Genomic DNA, 23,040 nt, shown 5'->3' on the forward strand with positions numbered 1-23,040 from the left:
AGTGCAGGCTGCTTTTTGTTTGCAGGCTAACGATTGTTTGATTAAAATAATAAATGTTAGCTTATAACATTTTTTGTAAAGGAAAAACGTATGAAAAAAATCATTTTATCGGTTGTAACAGCCATGGGTTTGGCGGCGTGTGCATCGCCCAATACACAGTTGGAACAGCAAGCAGGTTTGGCTGTGAACTGGATGCAAGAGTCAGGCGAATTTAAAGCCTTGTCTTATCAAGCGTTTAATTTTGCACGTATTGTGTTTGACAATGCAGCCGCACCAAATGGACAGAAAAAAGCAGTAGTGGTGGATTTGGACGAAACCATGTTGGACAACTCGGCTTATGCGGCGTGGCGCATCAAAAACAATATTCCGTTTAAACAAGCCGACTGGACTCGCTGGGTTAATGCGCGTCAAACCACGGCAATGGCTGGCGCGGTGGAATTCAATAACTACGTTAATTCGCGTGGCGGCAAAGTGTTCTATGTGTCTAACCGCTTGGAAAAAGAAGAACAAGCAGCGACTTTGGAAAACATGAAGCGTTTGGGCTTTACAGGCGTTGATGACCAATCGTTGCTGCTCAAAACTGACCGCTCTAATAAGAGTGTGCGCTTCCAACAAGTGCAAGACCAAGGTTACGCGATTGTGGCATTTATGGGCGACAACTTGAACGATTTTGGCGATGAAACCTATCGCAAAGACAACGCCCAACGCCGTCAGTTTGTTGACCAAAACAAACAGTTGTTTGGCACAAAATTTATTGTGTTGCCCAATCCAAGCTATGGCGACTGGGAAAGCGGCATGGCAAAAGGCTATTACTCTTTAACGCCACAAGGTAAATTAGATGCGCGTAGCAAGGCGTTGCGTACTTGGGACGGTAAGTAATTGAATGATTAAAAAAGCAGCCTGCACTTTTCAATCGTAAAAGTGCAGGCTGCTTTTTTAATCCATTTTGTCATTTATATTTGACAAAATGATTTTTATTACTCTAAAATGTCATCTATACACGACAAATATCAATATTTATGAATGCAAACCAAGTTCGCCAGTATCGTCAAATTAAAGGTTGGTCGCAGCAAGAACTCGCCCAGCGCGTAGAAGTTGCAAGACAAACCATTAATTTAATTGAAAATAATCGCTACAACCCCACGCTTTTGTTGTGCATTAAATTAGCACACGCGCTTGATACCGACTTAAACAGCCTATTTTGGCAAGGAAATGAACATGAATAAATTACTGAATAAAATTTTCAACTGGCTCATTGGCAAAGAAGAGCAAGGCTTGGACGAGCGGCAACAGCAGCTTATTAACGCTTTTTATGCAAGGCTAGGCAAATTGGCATCGAGGCTAACTTTTTTTGCCGTTTTATTGGATACTGTTTTTTATATATTGAAAAGCATACAATTATTAGGTTGGCAACCACGTGTTCCAGCGGTGGTATTCATCATGGTTTATGGCGCATTTTTTAATCTGTATTACCCCAAAAATATTGAAGAGGAGTTGCTCAATCCTGATGATTTTACCGAAATCAAAATGCAACAGAAAATGCGCAATATTGTCAAAAGGGCGATTGTTACGTTTATGGCAACGTGTGTTGGTTTGGTGTTTCTTTTATACATCAACGATCCAACGGCTCCTTTATGGTTTATGATGCCGTTTATTTTGATGGTAGCCATTTCTGTTGCATGGTTTGTTATCGCCGAAGAGCGTAAACTTTTGCAACAGCAAGCCCAAATCATGCAGCAGCAACAAAATCAGCATGATGAATAAAAAGCAGCCTGCATTTTGAATCAACCAAAAGTGCAGGCTGCTTTTTTTATAATCAACATTCTAATTTACATCTAAACATTTCTCCCTAAAAGGCATATGATAGAGACTTAAATTAACCACAACAGAAAAGAAAGTAGAGCGTTCGTAATGACAAACAAAACGCAATTTGATACGCCCGAATATTTGGGCAAAGTAGATGCTTGGTGGCGTGCTGCCAACTATATTTCCGTAGCGCAAATGTATTTGAAAGACAATCCATTGCTCAAAACGCCGTTGGTGGCGAACGATGTGAAAGCGCACCCAATCGGACATTGGGGCACTGTTCCAGGTCAAAACTTTATCTACGCGCATTTGAATCGCGCCATCAATAAATACGATGTGGATATGTTCTACATTGAAGGACCAGGGCATGGCGGCCAAGTCATGGTGTCTAATTCGTATTTGGACGGCAGCTACACCGAAATCTATCCAGACATCACGCAAGACACTGCTGGTTTGAAAAAATTGTGCAAGATTTTCTCGTTTCCAGGTGGCATTGCGTCTCACGCTGCGCCTGAAACCCCAGGCTCAATCCACGAGGGTGGCGAATTGGGTTATGCCTTGTCGCACGCATTTGGCGCGGTGTTGGATAATCCAAACGTGATTGCGGCTGCCGTGATTGGCGATGGCGAAGCGGAAACAGGCCCGTTGTGTGCAGGCTGGTTTGGTAACACGTTTATCAACCCTGTAAACGATGGTGCAGTTTTGCCGATTTTGTACTTGAACGGTGGCAAAATTCACAATCCAACCATTTTGGCGCGTAAAACAGACGAAGAGTTGAAGCAATATTTCAATGGCATGGGCTGGGAGCCGATTTTTGTTGATGTGAACAATGTGGATAACTACCACGAAATTATGTCGCAAAAGGTAGATGAAGCGGTAGAACACATTTTGTCTATTTGGCAGACTGCGCGTACACAAAAAGCGGAAGATGCAACCATGCCGCATTGGCCTGTGTTGGTGGCGCGTATTCCAAAAGGCTGGACTGGCCCCAAAACATGGCATGGCGAACCGATTGAAGGCGGTTTTCGCGCACACCAAGTGCCGATTCCAGCCAGCTCGCACGATATGGAAACGGCTGGCGAATTGGAAAAATGGCTGCGTAGCTATCGTCCAGAAGAATTGTTTGATGACAATGGCTGCTTCTTGGACAAATGGCGCGATATTTCGCCCAAAGGCGCAAAACGTATGTCGGTTCACCCAATTACCAATGGCGGTATTAACCCCAAAGCCTTGGTTATGCCCGATTGGACGCAACACGCGCTGGAAATTGGTGTACCTGGTAGCCAAGACGCGCAAGACATGGTGGAATGCGGTCGCTTAATGGCAGATGTGGTAACGGCAAACCCCAACAATTTCCGTATTTTTGGCCCAGACGAAACCAAATCCAACCGCTTAAATCAAGTGTTCCAAGTAACCAAGCGTCAATGGTTGGGTCGCCGCGATGAAGCGTATGACGAATGGATTGCGCCAGTAGGTCGCGTGATTGACTCGCAACTGTCCGAACACCAAGCAGAAGGCTTTTTGGAAGGCTATGTTTTGACAGGTCGCCATGGTTTCTTCGCCAGCTACGAATCGTTCTTCCGCGTGGTGGATTCCATGATTACGCAGCATTTCAAATGGTTGCGTAAATGCAAAACCCATGCCGCTTGGCGCAATGATTACCCATCATTGAACTTGATTGCTACATCAACTGTGTTCCAACAAGACCACAATGGTTATACGCACCAAGACCCAGGCTTGCTGACCCATTTGGCAGAGAAAAAACCCGAATTTGTGCGCGAATATTTGCCAGCCGATAGCAATACTTTAATGGCAGTAATGAGCGAAGCCTTGACTTCACGCGATCGCATTAACCTGATTGTGTCGTCCAAACACTTGCGCCCACAATTCTTCAATGCTGAAGAAGCGAAAGAATTGGTACGCGAAGGTTACAAAGTGATTGATTGGGCATCAACTTGCCACGATGGTGAACCAGATGTAGTCATCGCCGCAGCAGGTACAGAGCCAAACATGGAAGCCTTGGCCGCGATTAGCATTTTGCACAAACAATTCCCAGAATTGAAAATCCGTTTCATCAACGTGGTAGATATTCTGAAATTGCGCCACCCAAGTATCGACCCACGCGGTTTGAGCGATGAACAATTTGACGCATTGTTTACCCAAGAAAAACCCGTTGTGTTCTGCTTCCACGGCTACGAGGGCATGATTCGCGATTTGTTCTTCCCACGCGCCAACCACAATGTACGCATTCACGGTTATCGCGAAAATGGCGACATTACCACGCCATTTGATATGCGCGTGTTGTCGGAAATGGACCGATTCCACGTTGCCAAAGACGCAGCGCAAGCCGTTTATGGCGACAAAGCAAGCGAATTTGCGAAAAAAATGGGCGAAACTGTGGCATTCCACCGCAGCTATATCCGCGAACACGGCACAGACATTCCCGAAGTGGCGGAATGGAAATGGCAGCCATTGGCTAAATAACCGCGATTGAGCATAAAAAAGCAGCCTGCACTTTGAAATTTCAAAAGTGCAGGCTGCTTTTGGTTTTATAACTACACGCTAACTGGGATTAGTTAAACCATTCTCTGTAAATTTTATCGTAAGTACCATTTTGTTTGATAGTAGCCAAACCAGCATTGATTTTTTTCAGCAAATCAGGATTGTCTTTGCTCACAAAGAATGCTACCGAGCCAAACGATTCAGGCAGTTTAATTACACGCATTTTAGATTCAGCAGGGAAGCTTTTGCTAATGTTACGCAAAGCCAATTCATCGCCTGCAATCGCGTCCATTTCCTTACGAGCTACCAAAGACAACGCTTCAAACCCTGGTTTTTTGCTAGCAACAGCTTCTGTCAAACCTGCTTTTTCCAAGTCATCAAGTGCGGTTGAAGTGTCTTGTACAACAATTTTTTTATCTTTCAAATCTGCCAATGTTTGAATAGGCGAATTTTCTAGCACCAAAATCGCATTTGGCGCTTCCACATAAATATCACTTGCCGCAAATTTTGCTTTGCGTGCTTCGGTTGCGGCCACTGCACCCAAGATAATGTCGGCCTTTTTGGTGTTTAGGTTTTCTAAAACTTCATTGGTGTTTTTCCAAAGAGTAGGCTCAATTTTGGCTTTGATGCCTTGTGTTGCCAAAGCCGATTTAATCACATCTACGTCAAAGCCGCGCATATTATCCACTTCTTTTACATTGACATCTAAATAAGCAAACGGCGCAAAAGAAGTACTGGTTAAAATGGTTACAGTGGGGACATTTTCAGGCAAGCTAGACGATGCAGGATTGTTTGATGATGGCGCAGGAGCCTCAGTTGCTGGCGTAGGTGAATTGCCATTAGCAGTGCTGTTGTTGTCAGAGCCACCACAGGCAGCCAAAGTAAATAAAGCAGTCACAGAAGCAATTAAAAGAGATTTGCGAAATAACATAAAAAATCCTCGTTTTCAAAAGAAGTTAAAGATGGGTTAATTAGAGTATCAGAACAAGATGGCTATGCTTGGTATATAAACAGTGTATTTAGAGCATTGACTGTATTAAACTGGTTTAAAAATTATAGGCTTTTGTTTTGAATTTGAATAAATAAATTGACATTTCAAAAAATAGGGTTATTGGAAACAAATCGTAACTATTTGAAAAATTTATTTAATTGATTAGTTTAATATGTTGCAAAAAAATAACAATTCTTTACAAATAATTCTCAATATTAAATAAAATGATATGAGCAGATTTAAAAATGTGATGGATTTTTTGATTTTACAGTAAGGGATATTTTGGTTTTCATTACTATTTTGCGTAGCGTGACACCTTTGCAAAGGTTATTGCAGCAAAAAGCAGCCTGTGCTTTGAAATTTTAAAAGTGCAGGCTGCTTTGTTTTATGGCAAAGCAGCCTGCAAAAATTGCTGCTATAATAACGCCCTTTATTGTTTTCAAAGGATAAAATCATGAACTCAAAAGAAGGTCAAAGCGCGTTGGAAATTATGCTGATGGGGAGCTTGGCAGCCAAATTAGTTAGCTTGGGCGCAAACCAAGCCGCAGCAGAAAAAGCGGTGGAAAACTTGGAATTTACCGATGTTCGCGCTCACTTGACGCGCACCGAAGCGGATTTGAAAGCGCAATTTGCTGCGTTGTTTAAATAATCGCGCAAACTATTAAAAAGCAGCCTGCACATTTTGTTTACCAATGTGCAGGCTGCTTTTTGCGTATAATCGCGCCTAATTCAATCAACAGAAACTAAACATGACTCAAAAAACTTTGCTATTGGTGGACGGCTCGTCTTATTTGTATCGCGCGTTTTATGCGATGACGCACCTGTCCGCGCCCGATGGCACGCCAACCAATGCAGTGTATGGCGTGCTGAATATGCTCAAACGCCTACGCGCGGAGCAGTCTGCGGATTATTGCGCCGTGGTGTTTGACGCAAAAGGCAAAAATTTCCGCCACGCTTTGTATGAAGACTACAAAGCCACGCGACCGCCCATGCCAGACGAATTGCGTCCGCAAGCCGATATGTTGCCCGATTTGGTGGATTTAATGGGCTGGAAAGTGTTGAAAATCAGCGGTGTAGAAGCTGATGACGTGATTGGCACATTGGCGATTGCCGCCGCTGCGCAAGACATGAACGTGATTATATCCACAGGCGACAAGGACATGGCGCAGCTGGTTAGCCCGCGCATCACGCTGGTCAATACCATGAAAAACGAGATGCTTGACCACGATGGCGTGGTGGCGAAATTTGGCGTGAAGCCCGAACAAATCCGCGATTTTTTGGCGTTGATGGGCGACAAGGTGGACAACGTACCAGGGGTGGAAAAATGCGGCGAAAAAACCGCAGCCAAATGGTTGGCGGAATACGGTTCGCTGGACGAAATCATGCGCCGTGCTGATGAATTTAAAGGAAAAATTGGCGAAAACCTACGCGCGGCGTTGGTGCAGCTGCCGTTGTCGTATGAATTGGTTACGATTAAAACCGATGTGGACTTATCCACAGACTTGCCGCGTGGTTTGGACGATTTACAACGTCAGGCACCAAATTGGGCGCAGCTTGCACCGCGTTTTCGTGAATTGGGCTTTAAAACGTGGTTAAAAGAAGCTGAAGCGCAGTTATCCACAGGCGAAACGGGCGATTTGTTCGCGCAGCTGGAAAGCGAGCCACCCAAGCAGCCTGCACCCGAAATCACGTTCGCGCCCAAACCTGAACAGTTCAATTATCAATCGGTTACGACTGCGGAACAGTTGGCGGATTTGGTGGCGCGATTGCACGTTTGTATGCAAAACGGTTCGCCCATTGGCTTGGATACGGAAACGACATCGCGCGAACCGATGCAAGCGCAGTTGGTTGGCATCAGCGTGGCGTTGGCGGCTGGCGAAGCGTTTTACATTCCTGTGGCGCACCGTTTTGCAGACGCGCAGCTGGATTGGGCAACGGTTAAAAGCAGCCTGCAACCGTTTTTGGAAAGCGAATCGCTGGGCAAAATTGGGCAAAATCTGAAATATGACCAACACATTTTCAAAAATCAGGACATTGATTTAAAAGGTATTGTGGGCGATGCGATGTTGGCATCGTATATTGTGGAAAGCCATTTGACGCACAATTTGGACGATTTGGCGGCGCGTTGGCTGGGCTTGGAAACGATTTCTTACGAAAGCCTGTGTGGTAAAGGCGCAAAAGAGATTTCGTTTGCCGATGTTGATGTGCAGGCTGCCACGCAATACGCTTGTCAAGACGCGGATTTTGCCCTACGCATTGAGCAGCATTTACGCACGCAAATGGACGCGGCGCAGTTGGCGTTGTATCAACAAATGGAATTGCCTGTGGCGCAAGTGTTGTTTGAAATGGAACGCGCTGGTGTGCAAATTGACCGCGCAGAATTGGCGCAACAAAGCGCGACTTTGGGCGCGGAATTGTTGCAGTTGGAGCAGCAGGCGTATGAATTGGCAGGGCAGCCATTTAATTTGAACTCGCCCAAACAGTTGCAAGAAATTTTGTTTGATAAATTGGGCATTCCCACCAAAGGCGTGAAAAAAACGGCAAAAGGCGGTTTATCGACCGATGAAAGCGTGTTGGAAAAGCTGGCAGACGATTACCCTTTGCCCAAAATTATTTTGCAAACGCGCAGTTTGAGCAAACTCAAATCCACCTACACCGATAAATTGGCCGAGATGATTTTGCCGCAAACAGGGCGCGTGCATACCAATTATGCCCAAGCCGTTGCGATTACAGGGCGTTTGGCGAGCAATAATCCCAATTTGCAAAACATTCCGATTCGCACCGAGCAAGGTCGCCGCGTGCGCCGAGCGTTTACCGCGCCACAAAATTGCGTGATTGTGTCGGCAGACTATTCGCAAATTGAACTGCGGATTATGGCGCATTTGTCGGGCGATACCACGTTGCAGGCTGCCTTTCACAACAACGAAGACGTACACCGCCGCACCGCCGCCGAAGTGTTTGGCATGGCGCCAGAACATATCACGTCCGAACAACGCCGCTATGCCAAAACCATTAACTTTGGTTTGATTTATGGCATGAGCGAATACGGTTTGGCAAAATCGTTAGGCATTGACGCGATGTCGGCAAAAATGTTTATTCAACGCTATTTTGCGCGATACACGGGCGTGGCGGATTATATGCAGCGCACCAAAGAACAGGCGCAACAGCTCGGCTATGTGGAGACTTTGTTTGGCAGACGCTTGTATTTGCCCGACATTCACGCCAAAAATGCGATGACTCGCGCAGGCGCAGAACGTGCCGCGATTAACGCACCGATGCAAGGTACAGCCAGCGATTTAATCAAACGCGCCATGATAAGCGTACAAGACTTTTTGCGCCAAAGCAGCCTGCACAGCCGATTGGTCATGCAAGTACACGATGAATTGGTGTTGGAAGTCCACGACAGCGAACTGGCGTTGATACGTGAAAAATTGCCCGAACTGATGGCGCAAGTTGGCGTGGGCGTGTTGAACGTGCCATTGCTGGCAGAAGTTGGCGTGGGCGCGAATTGGGACGATGCGCATTAAACACACAAAAATAAGTGCAGGCTGCTTTGTGATATTGAAAAAGCAGCCTGCATTTTTTATGAGCGATTTAAATCGCCTCTCTCCCCTATAAAACTGTTTTTAATGGTGCGTATGACCAATTTGGAATGTCAGCGTACTGTATGTCGCTTCTTTTTGGCAAACAGACGCATCGGCAAAATCGGTTTTGTATTCCACATTCGCTTTCCAAAAACCTTGGCGCAACGGAATAATGCTAACTGTGCCGTCATCGCCAGTCGTGTCCGAAAACGCCTGCGCTTCCACTTTGTGCGAATGACTGCGGTCGCTGGTGTCAAAGCCGTCAAAAGTCGCGGTTAGGGTAACATTGGGCAACGGCTCGCCTTTGTATAACACTTTGACTTTAAACGGTTCGCCCACATGAACATTGGCAGGATTGTCCAATGGTACAATTTCCAGCAAATGCCCCAACGGGCGCGAAATAATCGCGGTGCTGGCACTTTCATGACCCACATTAGCGATGTGTTTGCCATACATGCGCGTTTGTTCGCAATAGCTCGCATCTTTCATTTGCTGCATATTTTCGCGCTTCCAACCAGCCGCGTTTTTGCTCCAAAAAGTCGGCTTGTATTCGCCCACCACCAAATAGCTGCCGTCTGGCACAGGTTTTGCGCTTTGGTATTGATAATTGTGCAAACCTTTTTGCAGCAGCGGTTGTTTGCCCGATTCTGTAACCAAAATCAACGGCTTAAAAATGTCCAAACGCGACTCCGCAATCGGCTCAAATTCTGGAAATTCGCCATAGCCCAGCTCGGCTTTTAAGATTTCTCCGCCATGCGTGTGGTCGGCAGACACCCAAACTCGGTGCGCGTGCGCCGATAAACTGGCGGCACACAGTAATGCAGCAGCAATGATTTTTTTCATGATTAAGTCTCCCATGTAGAAAAGCAACGAAACAACGGTTAAAGATGTTATATTATAACCATGATTTTGTAAAGATAAAAAGTGCAGGCTGCTTTTATTTATTGCTTCAATCAACGCACATGATAATTCGGCGCTTCTTTCGTGATTTGTACATCGTGAACATGCGATTCGCTCATACCAGCAGACGTGATTTCCACAAATTCCGCTTTCTCGTGCATTTCGGCAATGGTCGCGCAACCCAAGTAACCCATGCTAGAACGCAAACCGCCCACCAACTGATGAATAATGTTGATGATTGGGCCTTTGTGTGGCACACGTCCTTCAATGCCTTCGGGAACGTATTTATCGGTGCTTTCGGTTTTGTCTTGGAAATAACGGTCGCTAGAACCTTGACTCATCGCGCCCAACGAACCCATGCCGCGATACGATTTATACGCACGCCCTTGATACAATTCAATTTCTCCGGGTGCTTCGTCTGTGCCAGCGAACATACCGCCCAACATCACGCAATCCGCGCCAGCCGCCAATGCTTTGGCAATGTCGCCCGAAAAACGAATACCGCCGTCCGCAATCACAGAAACGCCTGTGCCTTTCAAGGCTTCCGATACATTGTGAATGGCGGTTAATTGCGGAACGCCCACGCCAGCCACAATGCGCGTTGTACAGATTGAGCCAGGCCCAATGCCGACTTTAACCGCGTCCGCGCCAGCCGCCACCAAATCACGCGCTGCTGCTGCGGTGGCGATATTGCCGCCAATCACTTGCACATCTGGGAAGTTTGTTTTAACCCAACGCACGCGGTCAATCACACCTTGACTGTGTCCGTGTGCCGTGTCCACCACCAATACGTCCACGCCAGCCGCCACCAACGCTTTTACGCGCTCTTCGGTTTCGCCGCCCGTGCCAACTGCCGCACCCACGCGCAAACGACCTTCATCGTCTTTGTTCGCATTGGGGAATTCGGTGTTTTTGATGATGTCTTTAACGGTAATCAAACCTTTTAATTCATCTTTTTCGTTTAACACCAAAACGCGTTCAATTTTGTGTTGGTGCATTAATTCACGCGCTTCTTCAATGCTTGTTCCGACTGACACAGATACCAATTTTTCGCGCGGAGTCATAATCGCCGACACAGGCAAATCCAAACGTGTTTCAAAACGCAAATCGCGGTTGGTCACAATGCCAATCACTTTGCCATTTTCCACCACAGGCAAACCCGACATTTTGCGTTTGCGTTGCGAGCGTTCTTGCAGCAATTCGCCAATCAATTTATTGGGCGACACGGTAATCGGGTCTTTGACTACGCCGCTTTCGTGGCGTTTAACTTTACGCACGGCAAGGGCTTGCTGTTCAATCGTCATATTTTTGTGAATGATGCCGATGCCGCCTTCTTGCGCCATAGAAATGGCAAGACGTGCTTCGGTTACTGTGTCCATCGCGGCAGACAACAGCGGCAAATTCAACGTGATTTTTTTGGTTAATGGTGTTTTCAGCGAGACATCGCGTGGCAGAACTTGTGAGTGAGCAGGAACGAGTAAAACATCGTCAAATGTATAGGCTTTTTCTACGATACGCATTTTGCAGACCTTTGTGTCGGTTGGTTAAAATGCACGGCATTGTAGCATATTTGTCTGATTAAAGCAGCCTGCACCGTGTTTTTTCATGACAGAACAAAGAGAAAACAGTACAATTTGCCTATCTGTTTATTCAACAAAACAATAAGGAATCCCAAAAATGATGAAATCAGTAATCGCAGCGACTTTGTTATCTGTATTGGCGGCAACAGCTGGCGCGGCTGACACCGAAGTGTTTAGCTGGAAAAGCGGCAGCTCAACCGTGTATTCTGACACCCCAGCCAACATGAAAATGGGTCAATCTAACGTGGTGAACATTCGCACAGGCACGGTAACGCCACCTGCACCACGCGAACCGTCTATTGAAAACTTGTCTTTGGCTGACCAACAAGCCGTGATTGCACAGCGCGTTGCCAATCAAAACAAACAAATCGAAGATGCCAACGCTAAAATGGTTGCCGAAACCAAAGCCGAAAACTGCCGTGCTGCACGTTTGAACTTGGAAACGGTAGAAAAAACCAATGCGCGTAACAAAGACCAGTTGATTCCGCGCTATAACGCTGATATTGCTAAATATTGCAATTAATCGGTAAACATATCAAAAAGCAGCCTGCACTTTTATTTGATGGAAAGTGCAGGCTGCTTTTTTATCTAAATAGATAGGGCAATCAAAACAGCACAATCTTTTCCGCTATAATTTCATTTTCTTCCATTCACGAAAGCAAAATCATGAACCGTAACGAACAATTATTTGAACGCGCCAAGCAAATTATCCCTGCTGGTGTCAATTCCCCAGTCCGTGCCTTTGGCAGCGTGGGCGGCACACCACGTTTTATCAAACGCGCACAAGGCGCATTCGTTTGGGACGAAAACGGCACACAATACACCGACTACGTTGGCTCGTGGGGAACAGGCATTGTTGGACACGCGCACCCCGAAGTCGTAGAAGCCGTCCGCGAAGCCGCTTTGGGCGGATTGTCGTTTGGCGCACCAACCGAAGCCGAAATCATCATCGCCGAAGAAATCGCCAAAATCGTGCCAAGCGTGGCGCGTTTGCGTTTGGTATCGTCAGGCACGGAGGCAACCATGACCGCCATTCGTTTGGCACGTGGCTACACGGGGCGCGACAAAATTGTCAAATTTGAAGGCTGCTATCATGGGCATTCAGACAGTTTGCTTGTGAAAGCAGGTTCGGGTTTGCTCACGTTTGGCAATCCGAGTTCGGCTGGCGTACCAAGCGATTTAACGCAACACACCATCGTGTTGCCATACAACGATGTAGCAGCATTAAATCAAGCATTTAGTGAATTTTCCGACCAAATCGCAGGCGTGATTTTAGAACCGATTGCAGGCAATATGAATTTGGTTCGCGCCACGCCTGAATTTGTCCAAGCCTTGCGCCAATTAACCGAACAGCACGGCAGCGTGTTGATTTACGATGAGGTGATGACGGGATTTCGCGTAGCGTTGGGCGGCGCACAATCCTTGCACGGCATCACGCCCGATTTGACGACTATGGGCAAAGTGATTGGCGGCGGTATGCCAGTCGCAGCAGTTGGCGGCAAAAAAGAAATTATGGATTGCATTTCGCCATTGGGCGGCGTGTATCAGGCAGGCACATTGTCGGGCAATCCTGTTGCCGTTGCCGCAGGTTTGAAAACGCTGGAAATTATCCAACGCCCGAATTTCTATGAAGATTTGTCCGCTCGCACCGCGCAATTAGCGCAAGGTTTAACCCAAGCTGCGCAAAATGCAGGTGTTACGTTTAGCGCAGACAGCGTGGGCGGTATGTTCGGCTTGTATTTCGCCAACCAATTCCCAAAAACGTATGCGGACATGGCAGCGTCTAACGTGGACGGATTCAAACAATTTTTCCACGGAATGTTGGATAAAGGCGTGGCGTTTGGACCATCGGCGTATGAAGCAGGATTTGTGTCGGCGGCGCACATGGCTGAATTGATTGATGAAACGATTGATGTGGCGAAAACGGTGTTTGCGCAGATGAAGTAAATCGCGCTATATAAAAAGCAGCCTGCACTTTGAGTAAACAAAAAGTGCAGGCTGCTTTTTATTGGATTGATAAATTTACGCGCTCACAGGTCGGCAAGCAATCATATAGTTCACATCTACGTTGTCGCCCAAAAAATAGCGTTTGGTTAGCACGTTGTAGCTCATACCTTGCGTGGTGCAAATGTCCAAGCCGCTGTGTCGTGCCATGCGTGCCAATTCGGCTGGTGTGATGAATTTTTGCCAGTCGTGCGTGCCTTTGGGAACGAGGTTGAGTAAATATTCCGCACCCAAAATCGCGTGAATATACGATGTGGGATTGCGGTTAATAGTGGAAAAAAATACCCAGCCGTTTGGCTTAACCAGCTTGGCGCAGGCGCGGATAATGGATTCTGGGTCGGGGACGTGTTCCAGCATTTCCATGCAGCTAACCACATCAAACGTGTGCGGCATTTCGGCTGCCAAGTCTTCCACGCTAATGCAGCGGTATTGCACGTTGCTGACTTGGTTGGCGATGGCGTGTGCGCTGGCGGTTTGCAGCGACAGTTCTGCCATGTCGATGCCCAACACGCTTTGTGCGCCGCGTTGCGCCATGCTTTCGGACAAAATGCCGCCGCCGCAGCCTACGTCTAGCACGGTTTTGCCTGATAGCTGGGCAAATTGGTCAATGTAGTCCAAACGAAGCGGGTTGATGTCGTGCAGCGGTTTGAATTCGCCTGTTTTGTCCCACCATTTGTCGGCAAGTTGGCTGAATTTTTGGATTTCGTTTTCATCTACGTTTACGGTGTTTTGCATCAATCTATCCCCTTAATGAACGTGGCGAGTGTGCCACCAGCGTTCCACAATCAAAATCAAAGTCGCCAAGAAAAACAACGCGCCCCAAACAGGCAACGATACGCCCAACACTTGATACACTTCGCCGCACACACCTGTGCCACGGATAAACCATTCGTACCAGTCAAACAAAGGTGCGTGTTTGAGTCGGAATGTCCATGGTGCGCCGCAAGATGGTTGTTCCATAAGCGGCAACGATTGCAAATAAATTTGTTGGCTGGCGATGTATAAACCAAAGGTGGCAGGCGCGGCAACCAGCAGCGATGATACGGTTCTTGCCCATTTTTTGCGTTGCGGCAAACACCAGCACAGCAGCGATACGATGAAAATTCCAGCCAATGCCATGCGCTGTTGAATGCACATGACGCATGGATTCATGTCCAGCACATATTGCGCGAACAGCGATGCACTTGTGCCGCCCAAGCCAATCAGCGCGAGCAGGGGTATCGCGATTTTGTGTGATGATAGCGATAACATAATACGTCCTAGTAATCAAAACGGTGCAAGTATAGCGCGATAAAAAGCAGCCTGCACTTCAAATAGTGAAATGAAATCGCAATGCTACGGTGTTGCCAACGGATGTTTCACAATCGGCTCTTCGCCTTCTTCGCACATCGCGGTGCGCGCAATCAGCCACATCACCAATTCAATGTCTTCCGAGCCTGCTTCGCGCACATATTCCACATGCGGTTTTTTTACCAACTTTTTTGGATTGGCGATTAAATCGTTCAAGAATTGATTGTCCCATTCTTTGTTGATTAAACCTGCGCGTGAGCCTTGCAACTGGTGGCTTATGCCGCCTGTGCCCCAAATATGCACGTTCAAATCTTCGTCCATAGATTCCACCGCTTTGCGAATGGCGCGCCCCAAATCATAACAACGCTGACCGCTTGGCACAGGATATTGCACCACGTTTACATGCAATGGAATCACTTTAACCGGCCATTTTTCTACATCGCCAAACATTACTGACAATGGCACAGACAAACCGTGATCCACTTCCATTTCGTAGCACAAAGTCAAGTCAAAACCTTATTCAATCACAGAATGCGCCAAGTGCGAAGCGAATTTTTGGTCGCCTGGTACATTAGGAATTGGACGGCGACCTCAGCCTTCATCGCTTGGCTGAAATTCGTGGTTCATGCCCAAAGCAAAGGTCGGGATTAAGTCAAAATCGAAATTGTTGGTGTGGTCGTTGTACACCCAAATAATCACATCGGGCAGGTTTTCTTTTTGCCACTCTTTATAAATAGTCGTAACCTGCGAATACAGGCTGCCAGTAAGGTTCGGCGGTTTTTTTCAAATCCCATGCCACGCCAACGGCTGGAATGTGTGAGGTATAAACGCTTGCAGTGATTTTTTCCATGATTTTTTCCTTGGGGCTGTATTAGATTAGCCCTAAATACCACACCAAATTCGCAAGATTTTAAGCTGCTCTTTTGGTGTACCAAAGTTAAAATGAAATTCGCATTCTTTCAAGAATAAAGGGAAAGATTTTCGGTCAATTCCATTATATTTTCGTAGAACGCGCTTTGCCTGATTCCAAAAATTTTCAATACCATTGATATGGTTTTGATGGTCAGCAAATAGCTCTGAATGATTGATTCTGTGATGCGTAAATTCGCTCACATCTAGCACATCATAGCTTTTGTAACAGTCGGTATAAACAATGCTATCAGGCATACATTCGTTTAATAACAGGTAGTAATGTATCTTGTTTGGTGTTTTCAACGATAACTGTGTAAACCTTGCCTCGACGTTTCAAAATACCAAATACCGCTACCTTACCAGCTGCTCCGCGACCGCGTTTGCCTTTTCGCTGTCCGCCAACACACTCTCATCAAGCTCAACTGAACCATCAAAAATTTCATCGGCTTGAAGTTCTAAATGGTAGGCAATGACTTGGCGGATTTTACGGTAAAACAGTGCTGCTGAATTGGGGTTAATATCCAATAACAGCAGCAGAACGAGCGGTTACTTCAAGTACAAAAAATTCAAGTAATTTCTTTTGTACTTTTTTAGATAGTTTACAGTGTGTTATCTTCATTTTTAAAGGGTAACATAACTGCTAATCTAATACAGCCCCTTTTTTTATAGCACCTTTTTCAGGACACCACCAAATTATGGGTGGTGTCCTGAAAGAAAAGTGTGCTGTAAAAAAATAAGCAATAAAAAAGCAGCAAAAACAGAGTATATTTGAGTGTGTGAAAACAGAAATAACTCTAACTTGTCCTCGCTGCCAAGGACAAAATATAAAGAAAAATGGCTACTCTTGCAATCGTAAACAAAAATATTTTTGCAAAGATTTTTGTCGTAATTTTATTGGCGACCATAACCTTACCTATAAGGGTTGTCATTCCAAAGCTGATGAGCAGGTTTGGAGAATGACCGTTAGAGGTTGTGGTATTCGCGATATTGCAGCAATTACGGGTTACAGCAAAGACAAAGTTCAGGCTGCTTTAAAACGCCATGAGTTTGAGCCATTTCCTAAACAAAAACATTACCCTACACTTGAAATAGACGAGTTTTGGACATTTGTCGGTAACAAGTCTAATAAAGTGTGGCTAGTCTATGCCTATCACAGAGAAAGTGGCGAAATTGTCGCTTACGTTTGGGGTAAACGCGATTTAGCAACAGCGCGAGCACTCAAACGGCGTTTGAAAGAGTTGCGTGTAACCTATGACAGAATGGCGACCGATGACTGGGCTGCATTTTTAAATGTCTTTTCAAATGAAGAATGGCATCTAGTTGGTAAGCAACACACAGTTGGCATTGAGGGTAATAACTGTCGTTTACGGCACAAAGTAAGGCGAGCGTTTAGAAAAACGTGTTGTTTTTCTAATTGAACGCATATATTTCTTAGAACCTGCATTCACAAAAATGATAAAATATCTTTATGACTAGAAAATCCTACCCAACAGACTTAACAGATGCCCAATGGCAAGCGATTGAGCCACATTTTAACCAGCTACGCCACTACAAATGGGATAAACGTCAATTAGTGAATGCCGTTTTGTACATGACCAAAACAGGTTGTCAATGGCGTATGCTGCTCAATGATTTTCCACCTTATTCAACCGTATGGAGTTTCTATCGCAGAGCCAATCAATCAGGCTTATGGGATAGAATTCTTTTGGCATTGGTTCAAAAAAACGTTTAATCCATCAAAAACAATCGATGCCAACTTATGCCATTATTGATTCACAAAGTGTCAAAACAGCTTCTAGCGCACATGATAAAGGTTTTGATGGAGGTAAAAAAATCAAAGGTCGTAAGCGACATATAGCTGTTGATACGTTGGGTAATCTATTGTCTGTTGTGGTTCATGCAGCCAATATTCATGACACAAAAGCAGGTATTTTTGTAGCAAAAAAGCGTTTGAGACCTATCCGAGTTTAAAAGGTTTCTGTGCATATGAAAGTACTGTGTCATTAGCTTGTGCTTTGATTTGGTTGAAATTATAGCTAAAATGTCATTAGCTCCTAGATGTAAGCGAATTTACGCATCACAGAATCAATCATTCAGAGCTATTTGCTGACCATCAAAACCATATCAATGGTATTGAAAATTTTTGGAATCAGGCAAAGCGCGTTCTACGAAAATATAATGGAATTGACCGAAAATCTTTCCCTTTATTCTTGAAAGAATGCGAATTTCATTTTAACTTTGGTACACCAAAAGAGCAGCTTAAAATCTTGCGAATTTGGTGTGGTATTTAGGGCTAATCTAATACAGCCCCTTAAATTATCTCTTTTTTTGACAAATATTTCTGATATGGATAAAACCTCTCAACCCGCCCTATCTGCGTTAATTATCCTTGCGCACTATCACGGTATCGCCGCCAATCCAGCTGACATTTCTCATCATTTTTCAGGCAGCCTGAACAATGATTTAAGCGAAACCGAATGGCTTTTAGCTGCCAAAAAACTGGAACTCAAAGCCAAAGTCGTGAAACAACCCATTTCACGCTTACCTATGGCTTCACTACCCGCCCTTGTTTGGCGCGAAGATGGAGACCATTTTTTACTCGCCAAAATAGACGGCACAGGCGAAGCTACGCAATATCTTATTCACGATTTAAGCGAAAGCCGCCCAATCATTCTCAATGCCAGCGAATTTGCCGCACGATATTCAGGCAAAATGATTTTTGTCGCATCTCGCGCATCCGTGTTGGGCAGCTTGGCAAAATTTGACTTCACTTGGTTTATCCCAGCCGTGATTAAATATCGCCGCATTTTTTTAGAAGTGCTGCTGGTGTCCGTTGTTTTGCAGATTTTCGCGCTTATCACACCTTTGTTTTTCCAAATTGTGATGGATAAAGTATTGGTTCATCGCGGCTTTTCTACTTTGGACGTGGTCGCTGTTGCGCTGTTGGTGGTTAGCTTGTTTGAAATTATGCTAGGCGGTTTGCGCACCTACATTTTCGCGCACACCACTTCACGGATTGACGTGGAACTGGGCGCGAGACTATTCCGCCATTTGCTCGCCTTGCCATTGGCGTATTTTGAAAATCGCCGCGTGGGCGACACCGTAGCGCGTGTACGCGAGTTGGAGCAAATCCGCAATTTTTTAACAGGTCAGGCTTTGACTTCAGTATTGGATTTGGTGTTCTCGTTTATCTTTTTGCTAGTGATGTGGTATTACAGCCCGACTCTCACGTTAGTCGTGATGGCATCGTTGCCAGCGTATGCGTTTTGGTCGGCATTTATCAGCCCGATTTTGCGGACACGATTGAACGACAAATTTGCGCGAAATGCCGATAATCAGTCGTTTTTAGTGGAAAGTATGACAGCGGTCGGCACAATTAAAGCAATGGCAGTTGAGCCACAAATGACGCGCCGTTGGGATAATCAACTGGCGGCTTACGTTGCGTCCAGTTTTAAAGTAACCAAACTCGCCGTGATTGGACAACAAGGCGTGCAACTGATTCAAAAATTGGTTTCGGTGGCGACTTTGTGGATTGGGGCGCGATTGGTGATTGAAGGAAAATTGTCTGTTGGGCAACTGATTGCGTTCAATATGCTGGCAGGACAGGTGGCTGCGCCTGTGATTCGTTTGGCACAGTTATGGCAGGATTTTCAGCAAGTGGGGATTTCGGTAGCGCGTTTGGGCGATATTTTGAATGCACCGACTGAAAATCCGCAATCGCGTTTGGCGTTACCCGATATTCAAGGCGACATTACTTTTGAACACGTTGATTTTAGATACAAAGCCGATGGGCGTTTGATTTTGCAGGATTTGAATTTACAGATTCAGGCAGGCGAAGTGTTAGGGATTGTTGGGCGTTCAGGCTCGGGAAAATCCACGCTAACGAAACTGGTTCAACGCTTATACACACCTGAAAACGGACGTGTTTTGGTGGACGGTAACGATTTAGCATTGGCAGACCCTGCGTGGTTGCGCCGACAAGTGGGCGTGGTGCTACAAGAAAATGTGTTACTCAATCGCAGTATCCGAGACAACATCGCGCTAACCGATACAGGTATGCCGTTGGAACAGATTATTCAGGCTGCCAAATTAGCAGGCGCACACGATTTCATTATGGAATTGTCGGAAGGTTACGACACAATGGTAGGTGAACAAGGCGCAGGTTTATCGGGTGGACAGCGCCAACGCATTGCGATTGCTCGTGCGTTGATTACCAATCCGCGCATTTTGATTTTTGACGAGGCAACCAGTGCGCTGGACTATGAAAGTGAACGTGCGATTATGCAAAATATGCAAGCGATTTGTCAGGGACGGACGGTACTGATTATCGCGCACCGATTATCTACGGTTCGCCACGCGCATCGGATTATTGCAATGGATAAGGGCAAGATTGTGGAACAAGGAACGCATCAGGCTTTATTGCAAAAAGCAGATGGATATTATCGTTATTTGTATGATTTACAGAATGGGTAAGTTTTTCAGGCTGCCTGAAAAGAAATCAATATTCAGGCTGCCTGAAAAATGCAGCCTGAAAATATCAAAAGGTTATCAAAATGTGGTTTTCTGCACTAAAAGACTTTTTCTCTCGTTATCTAACCGTATGGCGTAACGTATGGGCGGTACGCGACCAACTTGACCCGCCGCCACGTAGTGAAGATGAACGTGCTTTTTTACCTGCTCATTTGGAGCTGACTGAAACGCCGCTTTCTGCTGCCCCTAAAGTAGCGGCAAGATTGATTATGTTGTTTACCGTATTGGCACTGGTTTGGTCTTGGTTTGGTCATATTGATATTGTCGCCACTGCATCGGGTAAAACATCTTCAGGCAGCCGCAGTAAAATCATTCAGCCTTTGGAAACGGCTGTGGTGAAAGCGGTTCACGTTCGTGATGGACAACACGTTCAAGCGAATGAAACGCTGCTTGAATTAGAAGCAGTCGGCACGGATAGCGATGTGGCGCAATCGGAGCAGGCTTTGCAAGCGGCGCAGTTGTCTAAATTGCGCTATGAATCCGTATTAAACGCGCTGCAAACACATACTGCGCCGCGTATGGACTGGGCTACTGCCAAAACGTTTCATATTTCAGAAACCGATTTTCAGGCTGCTCAAATTCTCGCGCAAAACCAATATCAAGCGTGGGCTGCACAAGACGAACAATTACAATCCGTCTTGCGAGGGCATCAAGCAGAATTGCAATCAGCACGAGCGCAAGAGCAAAAATTGGTTTCGGTGGGCGCGATTGAGCAGCAAAAAACTGCCGATTATCAAAAACTCAAAGCTGAAAATTTTATTTCGGAACACACTTATTTGGAGCAGGAAAGTAAATCTGTCAGCAATCAAAATGATTTACGCAGCACGCGCGGTCAAATTCAACAAATTCAGGCTGCCATCGCGCAAGCGGAGCAAAATCGCACTTTGAACACGCAAAATCTCAAACGTGATACTTTGGACGCGCTCCGTCAAGCTAATGAACAAATTGACCAATATCGCAGCCAGACGGATAAAGCCAAGCAGCGCAAGCAACTGATGACGTTACAATCGCCTGTCAATGGTACGGTTCAAGAGTTGGCAACTTATACGATTGGCGGAGTGGTTCAGGCTGCACAAAAAATTATGGTGGTTGTGCCTGATGATGAAAAAATGGAAGTGGAGGCTCTTGTTTTAAACAAAGACATTGGTTTTGTGGAACAAGGTCAAGATGCTGTGATTAAAATTGAGAGTTTCCCGTATACACGCTATGGCTATCTGACAGGCAAAGTGAAAAGCATCAGCCACGATGCGACCACGCATGAGCAACTGGGTTTGGTTTATACCGCGATTGTTTCGCTGGATAAAAATCATTTGAATATTGATGGGAAAACGGTAAACCTGACCGCAGGTATGAACGTGAGTGCGGAGATTAAAACAGGGAAACGCCGCGTTTTGGATTACTTGTTGAGTCCATTGCAAACTAAGATAGATGAAAGTTTCAGAGAACGATGATTTGATGATTCTTCAGGCTGCCTGAAAACAAAAAAGCAACCAAAATTCTTTGGTTGCTTTTTGTTATTTTCAATAAGAGACAGTAAAAATCCAAATAGGATTTATATTTCATGAAATTATTTATGCATTTTTTTCTATTTTTTAAAATAAAAATGCGCATCTAAGCAATTATTTTAGAAAAAATAAAATACTTTGATTTATATTAATCAATATGTTGGATTAAATAGAATAGAGACTCAACTTTTTGATACAATCTATCAATTAAAAAAATAGTATTAGGAGTCTACAAATGGATAAATTTTCAGAACTAGGCAGCATCGCGTGGTTATGGACAAATTCAGAATTACACCAAAATTGGCCTTTATCGCTTTTTTCAACCAATGTTATTCCAGCTATTGAAACGCAACAGTATGTATTGTTGGTTCGAGATGGGATGCCTATTGCCTATTGCAGTTGGGCAAGGTTGAATTTAGAAACGGAAGTGAAATACATCAATGATGTTACTTCTCTTAAATTGGAAGATTGGCAATCTGGCGATCGATATTGGTTTATCGATTGGATTGCACCGTTTGGCGACAGTTATCTTTTAACAAAACATATGAGAAAGTTATTTTCTGATGGTTTGTTTAGGGCTATTCGAGTGGACGCAGGTTCGCCGAATGGGAAGATTTCTGAATTTTATGGGAGAAATGTTGATGCAAAATTAGCTATGCAATCTTTTGAACAGTATCAAAAAGAGCTGATGGTCGCCCATTTTGCTCTGGGTGTGCTGGTTTAATTCGTTCGGGGCGAATACCCAAATCAATCCACCATTTTGATAATCGGCTAATGCCACCCAATGCAGTTGAGGCAAAAGGTGCGCTATTATCAGAACGGATTGCCCAAGGTAAGCCAAATTCTTCAAACAGCCGCTCAAAATGAGCGATGACTGGAGAGCTGCGAGTACTGCTTAAACCTTGGCACAGCAATAGATAACGACTGAAATTGTCTGTTACGGTTAAGGGATAACACAATGTGTGATTTCCTAACTCAAACTGACCTTTGAAATCGACGCTCCAAGTGCTATTGGCTGCAATGCAATCGTTAAAAGGCTGTGTATCGGCACTGACTCTACGGCGACGTTTACGCGGTTGCACCAAATCTGCACGAGCGAGGATTAAATCGCCTGTGCTATCTGCTGGTTTATGCTGTTCTGGAAAGGTACGTGCAAATAAATCTAACAGTTTCTTTGCACCCCAATCGGGACGCTTGAGTTTCTCAGCAATGAGCCATTCGCAAATCCATTGTGGTGTGGCATTGGGGCTATGCAGAGGTCGGCGAAAGTATTCTGCTAGTCCATCAAATCCCACCTGCTCATGGCGTTTAATCCATTTATCAGCGGTTGGGCGACTGATATTAAATTGCTTGCAAAGCTCCACTTTGGTGTAACGTCTGGTGAGCCATGCTTTGATAAACAGGGTACGTTGTTTCATGATATTCGTTTTATTCCA

General features: G+C 45.3%; 22 protein-coding genes and 2 pseudogenes. 15 read left to right on the plus strand and 9 right to left on the minus strand.

Annotation, left to right across the window (positions count from 1 at the left end; all coding sequences use genetic code 11):
- Positions 1–90 precede the first annotated feature (90 nt).
- The 4 genes from DQN52_RS02415 to DQN52_RS02430 all read left to right on the plus strand — a co-directional run bounded on the left by DQN52_RS02415 (position 91) and on the right by DQN52_RS02430 (position 4,290).
- A complete protein-coding gene (locus DQN52_RS02415) occupies positions 91–879 on the plus strand; it encodes a 5'-nucleotidase, lipoprotein e(P4) family (RefSeq protein ID WP_003788085.1) in 789 nt (262 codons plus the stop codon).
- 140 nt (positions 880–1,019) lie between these two features.
- Positions 1,020–1,226, plus strand: a complete 207-nt coding sequence (locus tag DQN52_RS02420; RefSeq protein WP_003788083.1) for a helix-turn-helix transcriptional regulator — start codon at positions 1,020–1,022, stop codon at positions 1,224–1,226.
- The gene (locus DQN52_RS02425; protein WP_032827813.1) at positions 1,219–1,764 is read left to right on the plus strand and encodes a hypothetical protein; all 546 of its coding nucleotides are present in this window, start codon (positions 1,219–1,221) and stop codon (positions 1,762–1,764) included. The genes DQN52_RS02420 and DQN52_RS02425 overlap by 8 nt, the downstream gene beginning before the upstream one ends.
- A 147-nt stretch (positions 1,765–1,911) precedes the next feature.
- The gene (locus DQN52_RS02430) at positions 1,912–4,290 is read left to right on the plus strand and encodes a phosphoketolase family protein (RefSeq protein WP_003788079.1); all 2,379 of its coding nucleotides are present in this window, start codon (positions 1,912–1,914) and stop codon (positions 4,288–4,290) included.
- An 88-nt stretch (positions 4,291–4,378) separates the two neighbouring features.
- Here DQN52_RS02430 and DQN52_RS02435 read toward each other — a convergent pair whose 3' ends face one another.
- Complete coding sequence (locus DQN52_RS02435) at positions 4,379–5,239, minus strand: substrate-binding periplasmic protein (RefSeq protein WP_003788078.1); 861 nt, start codon at positions 5,237–5,239, stop codon at positions 4,379–4,381.
- 514 nt (positions 5,240–5,753) lie between these two features.
- On the opposite strand from DQN52_RS02435, the gene DQN52_RS02440 reads away from it, so the two are divergent.
- Together DQN52_RS02440 and polA are read left to right on the plus strand one after the other, a co-directional pair.
- Positions 5,754–5,948 (plus strand): hypothetical protein, encoded by a 195-nt coding sequence (locus DQN52_RS02440; protein ID WP_003788074.1) that lies wholly within the window; start codon positions 5,754–5,756, stop codon positions 5,946–5,948.
- A 100-nt stretch (positions 5,949–6,048) separates the two neighbouring features.
- On the plus strand, positions 6,049–8,826 hold the full coding sequence (polA, locus tag DQN52_RS02445) for a DNA polymerase I (RefSeq protein WP_003788073.1): 2,778 nt from the start codon (positions 6,049–6,051) through the stop codon (positions 8,824–8,826).
- A 99-nt stretch (positions 8,827–8,925) separates the two neighbouring features.
- Here polA and DQN52_RS02450 read toward each other — a convergent pair whose 3' ends face one another.
- Positions 8,926–9,726, minus strand: coding sequence for a DUF4198 domain-containing protein (locus DQN52_RS02450; RefSeq protein WP_032827812.1), 801 nt, complete (start codon positions 9,724–9,726; stop codon positions 8,926–8,928).
- A gap of 110 nt (positions 9,727–9,836) precedes the next feature.
- Positions 9,837–11,303 carry an IMP dehydrogenase gene (gene guaB, locus DQN52_RS02455; protein WP_003788069.1) on the minus strand — a complete coding sequence of 489 codons (1,467 nt, stop codon included), beginning with the start codon at positions 11,301–11,303 and terminating at the stop codon, positions 9,837–9,839.
- A 157-nt stretch (positions 11,304–11,460) separates the two neighbouring features.
- On the opposite strand from guaB, the gene DQN52_RS02460 reads away from it, so the two are divergent.
- Entirely contained in the window at positions 11,461–11,886 is a 426-nt protein-coding gene (locus DQN52_RS02460; protein WP_003788067.1) for a hypothetical protein, read from the plus strand.
- A gap of 143 nt (positions 11,887–12,029) precedes the next feature.
- Positions 12,030–13,310, plus strand: a complete 1,281-nt coding sequence (gene hemL, locus DQN52_RS02465; RefSeq protein WP_003788064.1) for a glutamate-1-semialdehyde 2,1-aminomutase — start codon at positions 12,030–12,032, stop codon at positions 13,308–13,310.
- Positions 13,311–13,385: 75 nt separating this feature from the next.
- On the opposite strand, the gene ubiG is transcribed toward hemL, so the two are convergent.
- The 5 genes and pseudogenes from ubiG to DQN52_RS02485 form a co-directional block, all read right to left on the minus strand.
- Entirely contained in the window at positions 13,386–14,102 is a 717-nt protein-coding gene (ubiG, locus tag DQN52_RS02470; protein WP_003788062.1) for a bifunctional 2-polyprenyl-6-hydroxyphenol methylase/3-demethylubiquinol 3-O-methyltransferase UbiG, read from the minus strand.
- Between the two features lie 12 nt (positions 14,103–14,114).
- On the minus strand, positions 14,115–14,618 hold the full coding sequence (locus DQN52_RS02475) for a disulfide bond formation protein B (RefSeq protein ID WP_003788060.1): 504 nt from the start codon (positions 14,616–14,618) through the stop codon (positions 14,115–14,117).
- 84 nt (positions 14,619–14,702) lie between these two features.
- On the minus strand, positions 14,703–15,164 hold the full coding sequence (locus DQN52_RS11100; RefSeq protein WP_003788058.1) for a DODA-type extradiol aromatic ring-opening family dioxygenase: 462 nt from the start codon (positions 15,162–15,164) through the stop codon (positions 14,703–14,705).
- 220 nt (positions 15,165–15,384) lie between these two features.
- Positions 15,385–15,507: a hypothetical protein gene (locus tag DQN52_RS11105; protein WP_003788056.1), complete on the minus strand. Its 123-nt coding sequence runs from the start codon at positions 15,505–15,507 to the stop codon at positions 15,385–15,387.
- A 32-nt stretch (positions 15,508–15,539) separates the two neighbouring features.
- Positions 15,540–16,188 (minus strand): annotated as a pseudogene (locus DQN52_RS02485) (IS1595 family transposase).
- 157 nt (positions 16,189–16,345) lie between these two features.
- Between DQN52_RS02485 and DQN52_RS02490 the strand changes: the two are divergent.
- The 7 genes and pseudogenes from DQN52_RS02490 to DQN52_RS02520 all read left to right on the plus strand — a co-directional run bounded on the left by DQN52_RS02490 (position 16,346) and on the right by DQN52_RS02520 (position 22,328).
- Entirely contained in the window at positions 16,346–16,987 is a 642-nt protein-coding gene (locus DQN52_RS02490; RefSeq protein WP_170120131.1) for an IS1 family transposase, read from the plus strand.
- A gap of 50 nt (positions 16,988–17,037) precedes the next feature.
- Positions 17,038–17,301, plus strand: coding sequence for a transposase (locus DQN52_RS02495; RefSeq protein ID WP_081353481.1), 264 nt, complete (start codon positions 17,038–17,040; stop codon positions 17,299–17,301).
- A 17-nt stretch (positions 17,302–17,318) separates the two neighbouring features.
- Positions 17,319–17,540 (plus strand): IS5/IS1182 family transposase, encoded by a 222-nt coding sequence (locus DQN52_RS02500; RefSeq protein WP_060536923.1) that lies wholly within the window; start codon positions 17,319–17,321, stop codon positions 17,538–17,540.
- A gap of 83 nt (positions 17,541–17,623) precedes the next feature.
- Positions 17,624–17,860: pseudogene (locus DQN52_RS02505) on the plus strand (transposase); the annotation flags it as partial.
- 55 nt (positions 17,861–17,915) lie between these two features.
- Complete coding sequence (locus tag DQN52_RS02510) at positions 17,916–20,042, plus strand: type I secretion system permease/ATPase (protein WP_003788051.1); 2,127 nt, start codon at positions 17,916–17,918, stop codon at positions 20,040–20,042.
- 80 nt (positions 20,043–20,122) lie between these two features.
- Positions 20,123–21,550, plus strand: coding sequence for an HlyD family type I secretion periplasmic adaptor subunit (locus tag DQN52_RS02515; protein ID WP_003788049.1), 1,428 nt, complete (start codon positions 20,123–20,125; stop codon positions 21,548–21,550).
- 289 nt (positions 21,551–21,839) lie between these two features.
- Complete coding sequence (locus DQN52_RS02520; RefSeq protein ID WP_003792114.1) at positions 21,840–22,328, plus strand: toxin-activating lysine-acyltransferase; 489 nt, start codon at positions 21,840–21,842, stop codon at positions 22,326–22,328.
- Here the strand turns inward: DQN52_RS02520 and DQN52_RS02525 are convergent.
- The gene (locus DQN52_RS02525; RefSeq protein WP_197712487.1) at positions 22,258–23,022 is read right to left on the minus strand and encodes a DDE-type integrase/transposase/recombinase; all 765 of its coding nucleotides are present in this window, start codon (positions 23,020–23,022) and stop codon (positions 22,258–22,260) included. The two genes, DQN52_RS02520 and DQN52_RS02525, sit on opposite strands and share 71 nt — an antisense overlap.
- Positions 23,023–23,040: the final 18 nt, after the last annotated feature.

It is taken from the genome of Kingella kingae, from assembly GCF_900475905.1.
GTDB classification, from domain to species: domain Bacteria; phylum Pseudomonadota; class Gammaproteobacteria; order Burkholderiales; family Neisseriaceae; genus Kingella; species Kingella kingae.

Excerpts from the sequence above, each read along its gene's own strand:
- DQN52_RS02415 (WP_003788085.1), top strand. The coding sequence starts at position 91 with ATGAAAAAAATCATTTTATCGGTTGTAACAGCCATGGGTTTGGCGGCG.
- DQN52_RS02420 (WP_003788083.1), top strand. The coding sequence starts at position 1,020 with ATGAATGCAAACCAAGTTCGCCAGTATCGTCAAATTAAAGGTTGGTCG.
- DQN52_RS02425 (WP_032827813.1), top strand. The coding sequence starts at position 1,219 with ATGAATAAATTACTGAATAAAATTTTCAACTGGCTCATTGGCAAAGAA.
- DQN52_RS02430 (WP_003788079.1), top strand. The coding sequence starts at position 1,912 with ATGACAAACAAAACGCAATTTGATACGCCCGAATATTTGGGCAAAGTA.
- DQN52_RS02435 (WP_003788078.1), bottom strand. The coding sequence starts at position 5,239 with ATGTTATTTCGCAAATCTCTTTTAATTGCTTCTGTGACTGCTTTATTT.
- DQN52_RS02440 (WP_003788074.1), top strand. The coding sequence starts at position 5,754 with ATGAACTCAAAAGAAGGTCAAAGCGCGTTGGAAATTATGCTGATGGGG.
- polA (WP_003788073.1), top strand. The coding sequence starts at position 6,049 with ATGACTCAAAAAACTTTGCTATTGGTGGACGGCTCGTCTTATTTGTAT.
- DQN52_RS02450 (WP_032827812.1), bottom strand. The coding sequence starts at position 9,726 with ATGAAAAAAATCATTGCTGCTGCATTACTGTGTGCCGCCAGTTTATCG.
- guaB (WP_003788069.1), bottom strand. The coding sequence starts at position 11,303 with ATGCGTATCGTAGAAAAAGCCTATACATTTGACGATGTTTTACTCGTT.
- DQN52_RS02460 (WP_003788067.1), top strand. The coding sequence starts at position 11,461 with ATGATGAAATCAGTAATCGCAGCGACTTTGTTATCTGTATTGGCGGCA.
- hemL (WP_003788064.1), top strand. The coding sequence starts at position 12,030 with ATGAACCGTAACGAACAATTATTTGAACGCGCCAAGCAAATTATCCCT.
- ubiG (WP_003788062.1), bottom strand. The coding sequence starts at position 14,102 with ATGCAAAACACCGTAAACGTAGATGAAAACGAAATCCAAAAATTCAGC.
- DQN52_RS02475 (WP_003788060.1), bottom strand. The coding sequence starts at position 14,618 with ATGTTATCGCTATCATCACACAAAATCGCGATACCCCTGCTCGCGCTG.
- DQN52_RS11105 (WP_003788056.1), bottom strand. The coding sequence starts at position 15,507 with ATGGAAAAAATCACTGCAAGCGTTTATACCTCACACATTCCAGCCGTT.
- DQN52_RS02495 (WP_081353481.1), top strand. The coding sequence starts at position 17,038 with ATGACTAGAAAATCCTACCCAACAGACTTAACAGATGCCCAATGGCAA.
- DQN52_RS02500 (WP_060536923.1), top strand. The coding sequence starts at position 17,319 with ATGCCAACTTATGCCATTATTGATTCACAAAGTGTCAAAACAGCTTCT.
- DQN52_RS02510 (WP_003788051.1), top strand. The coding sequence starts at position 17,916 with ATGGATAAAACCTCTCAACCCGCCCTATCTGCGTTAATTATCCTTGCG.
- DQN52_RS02515 (WP_003788049.1), top strand. The coding sequence starts at position 20,123 with ATGTGGTTTTCTGCACTAAAAGACTTTTTCTCTCGTTATCTAACCGTA.
- DQN52_RS02520 (WP_003792114.1), top strand. The coding sequence starts at position 21,840 with ATGGATAAATTTTCAGAACTAGGCAGCATCGCGTGGTTATGGACAAAT.
- DQN52_RS02525 (WP_197712487.1), bottom strand. The coding sequence starts at position 23,022 with ATGAAACAACGTACCCTGTTTATCAAAGCATGGCTCACCAGACGTTAC.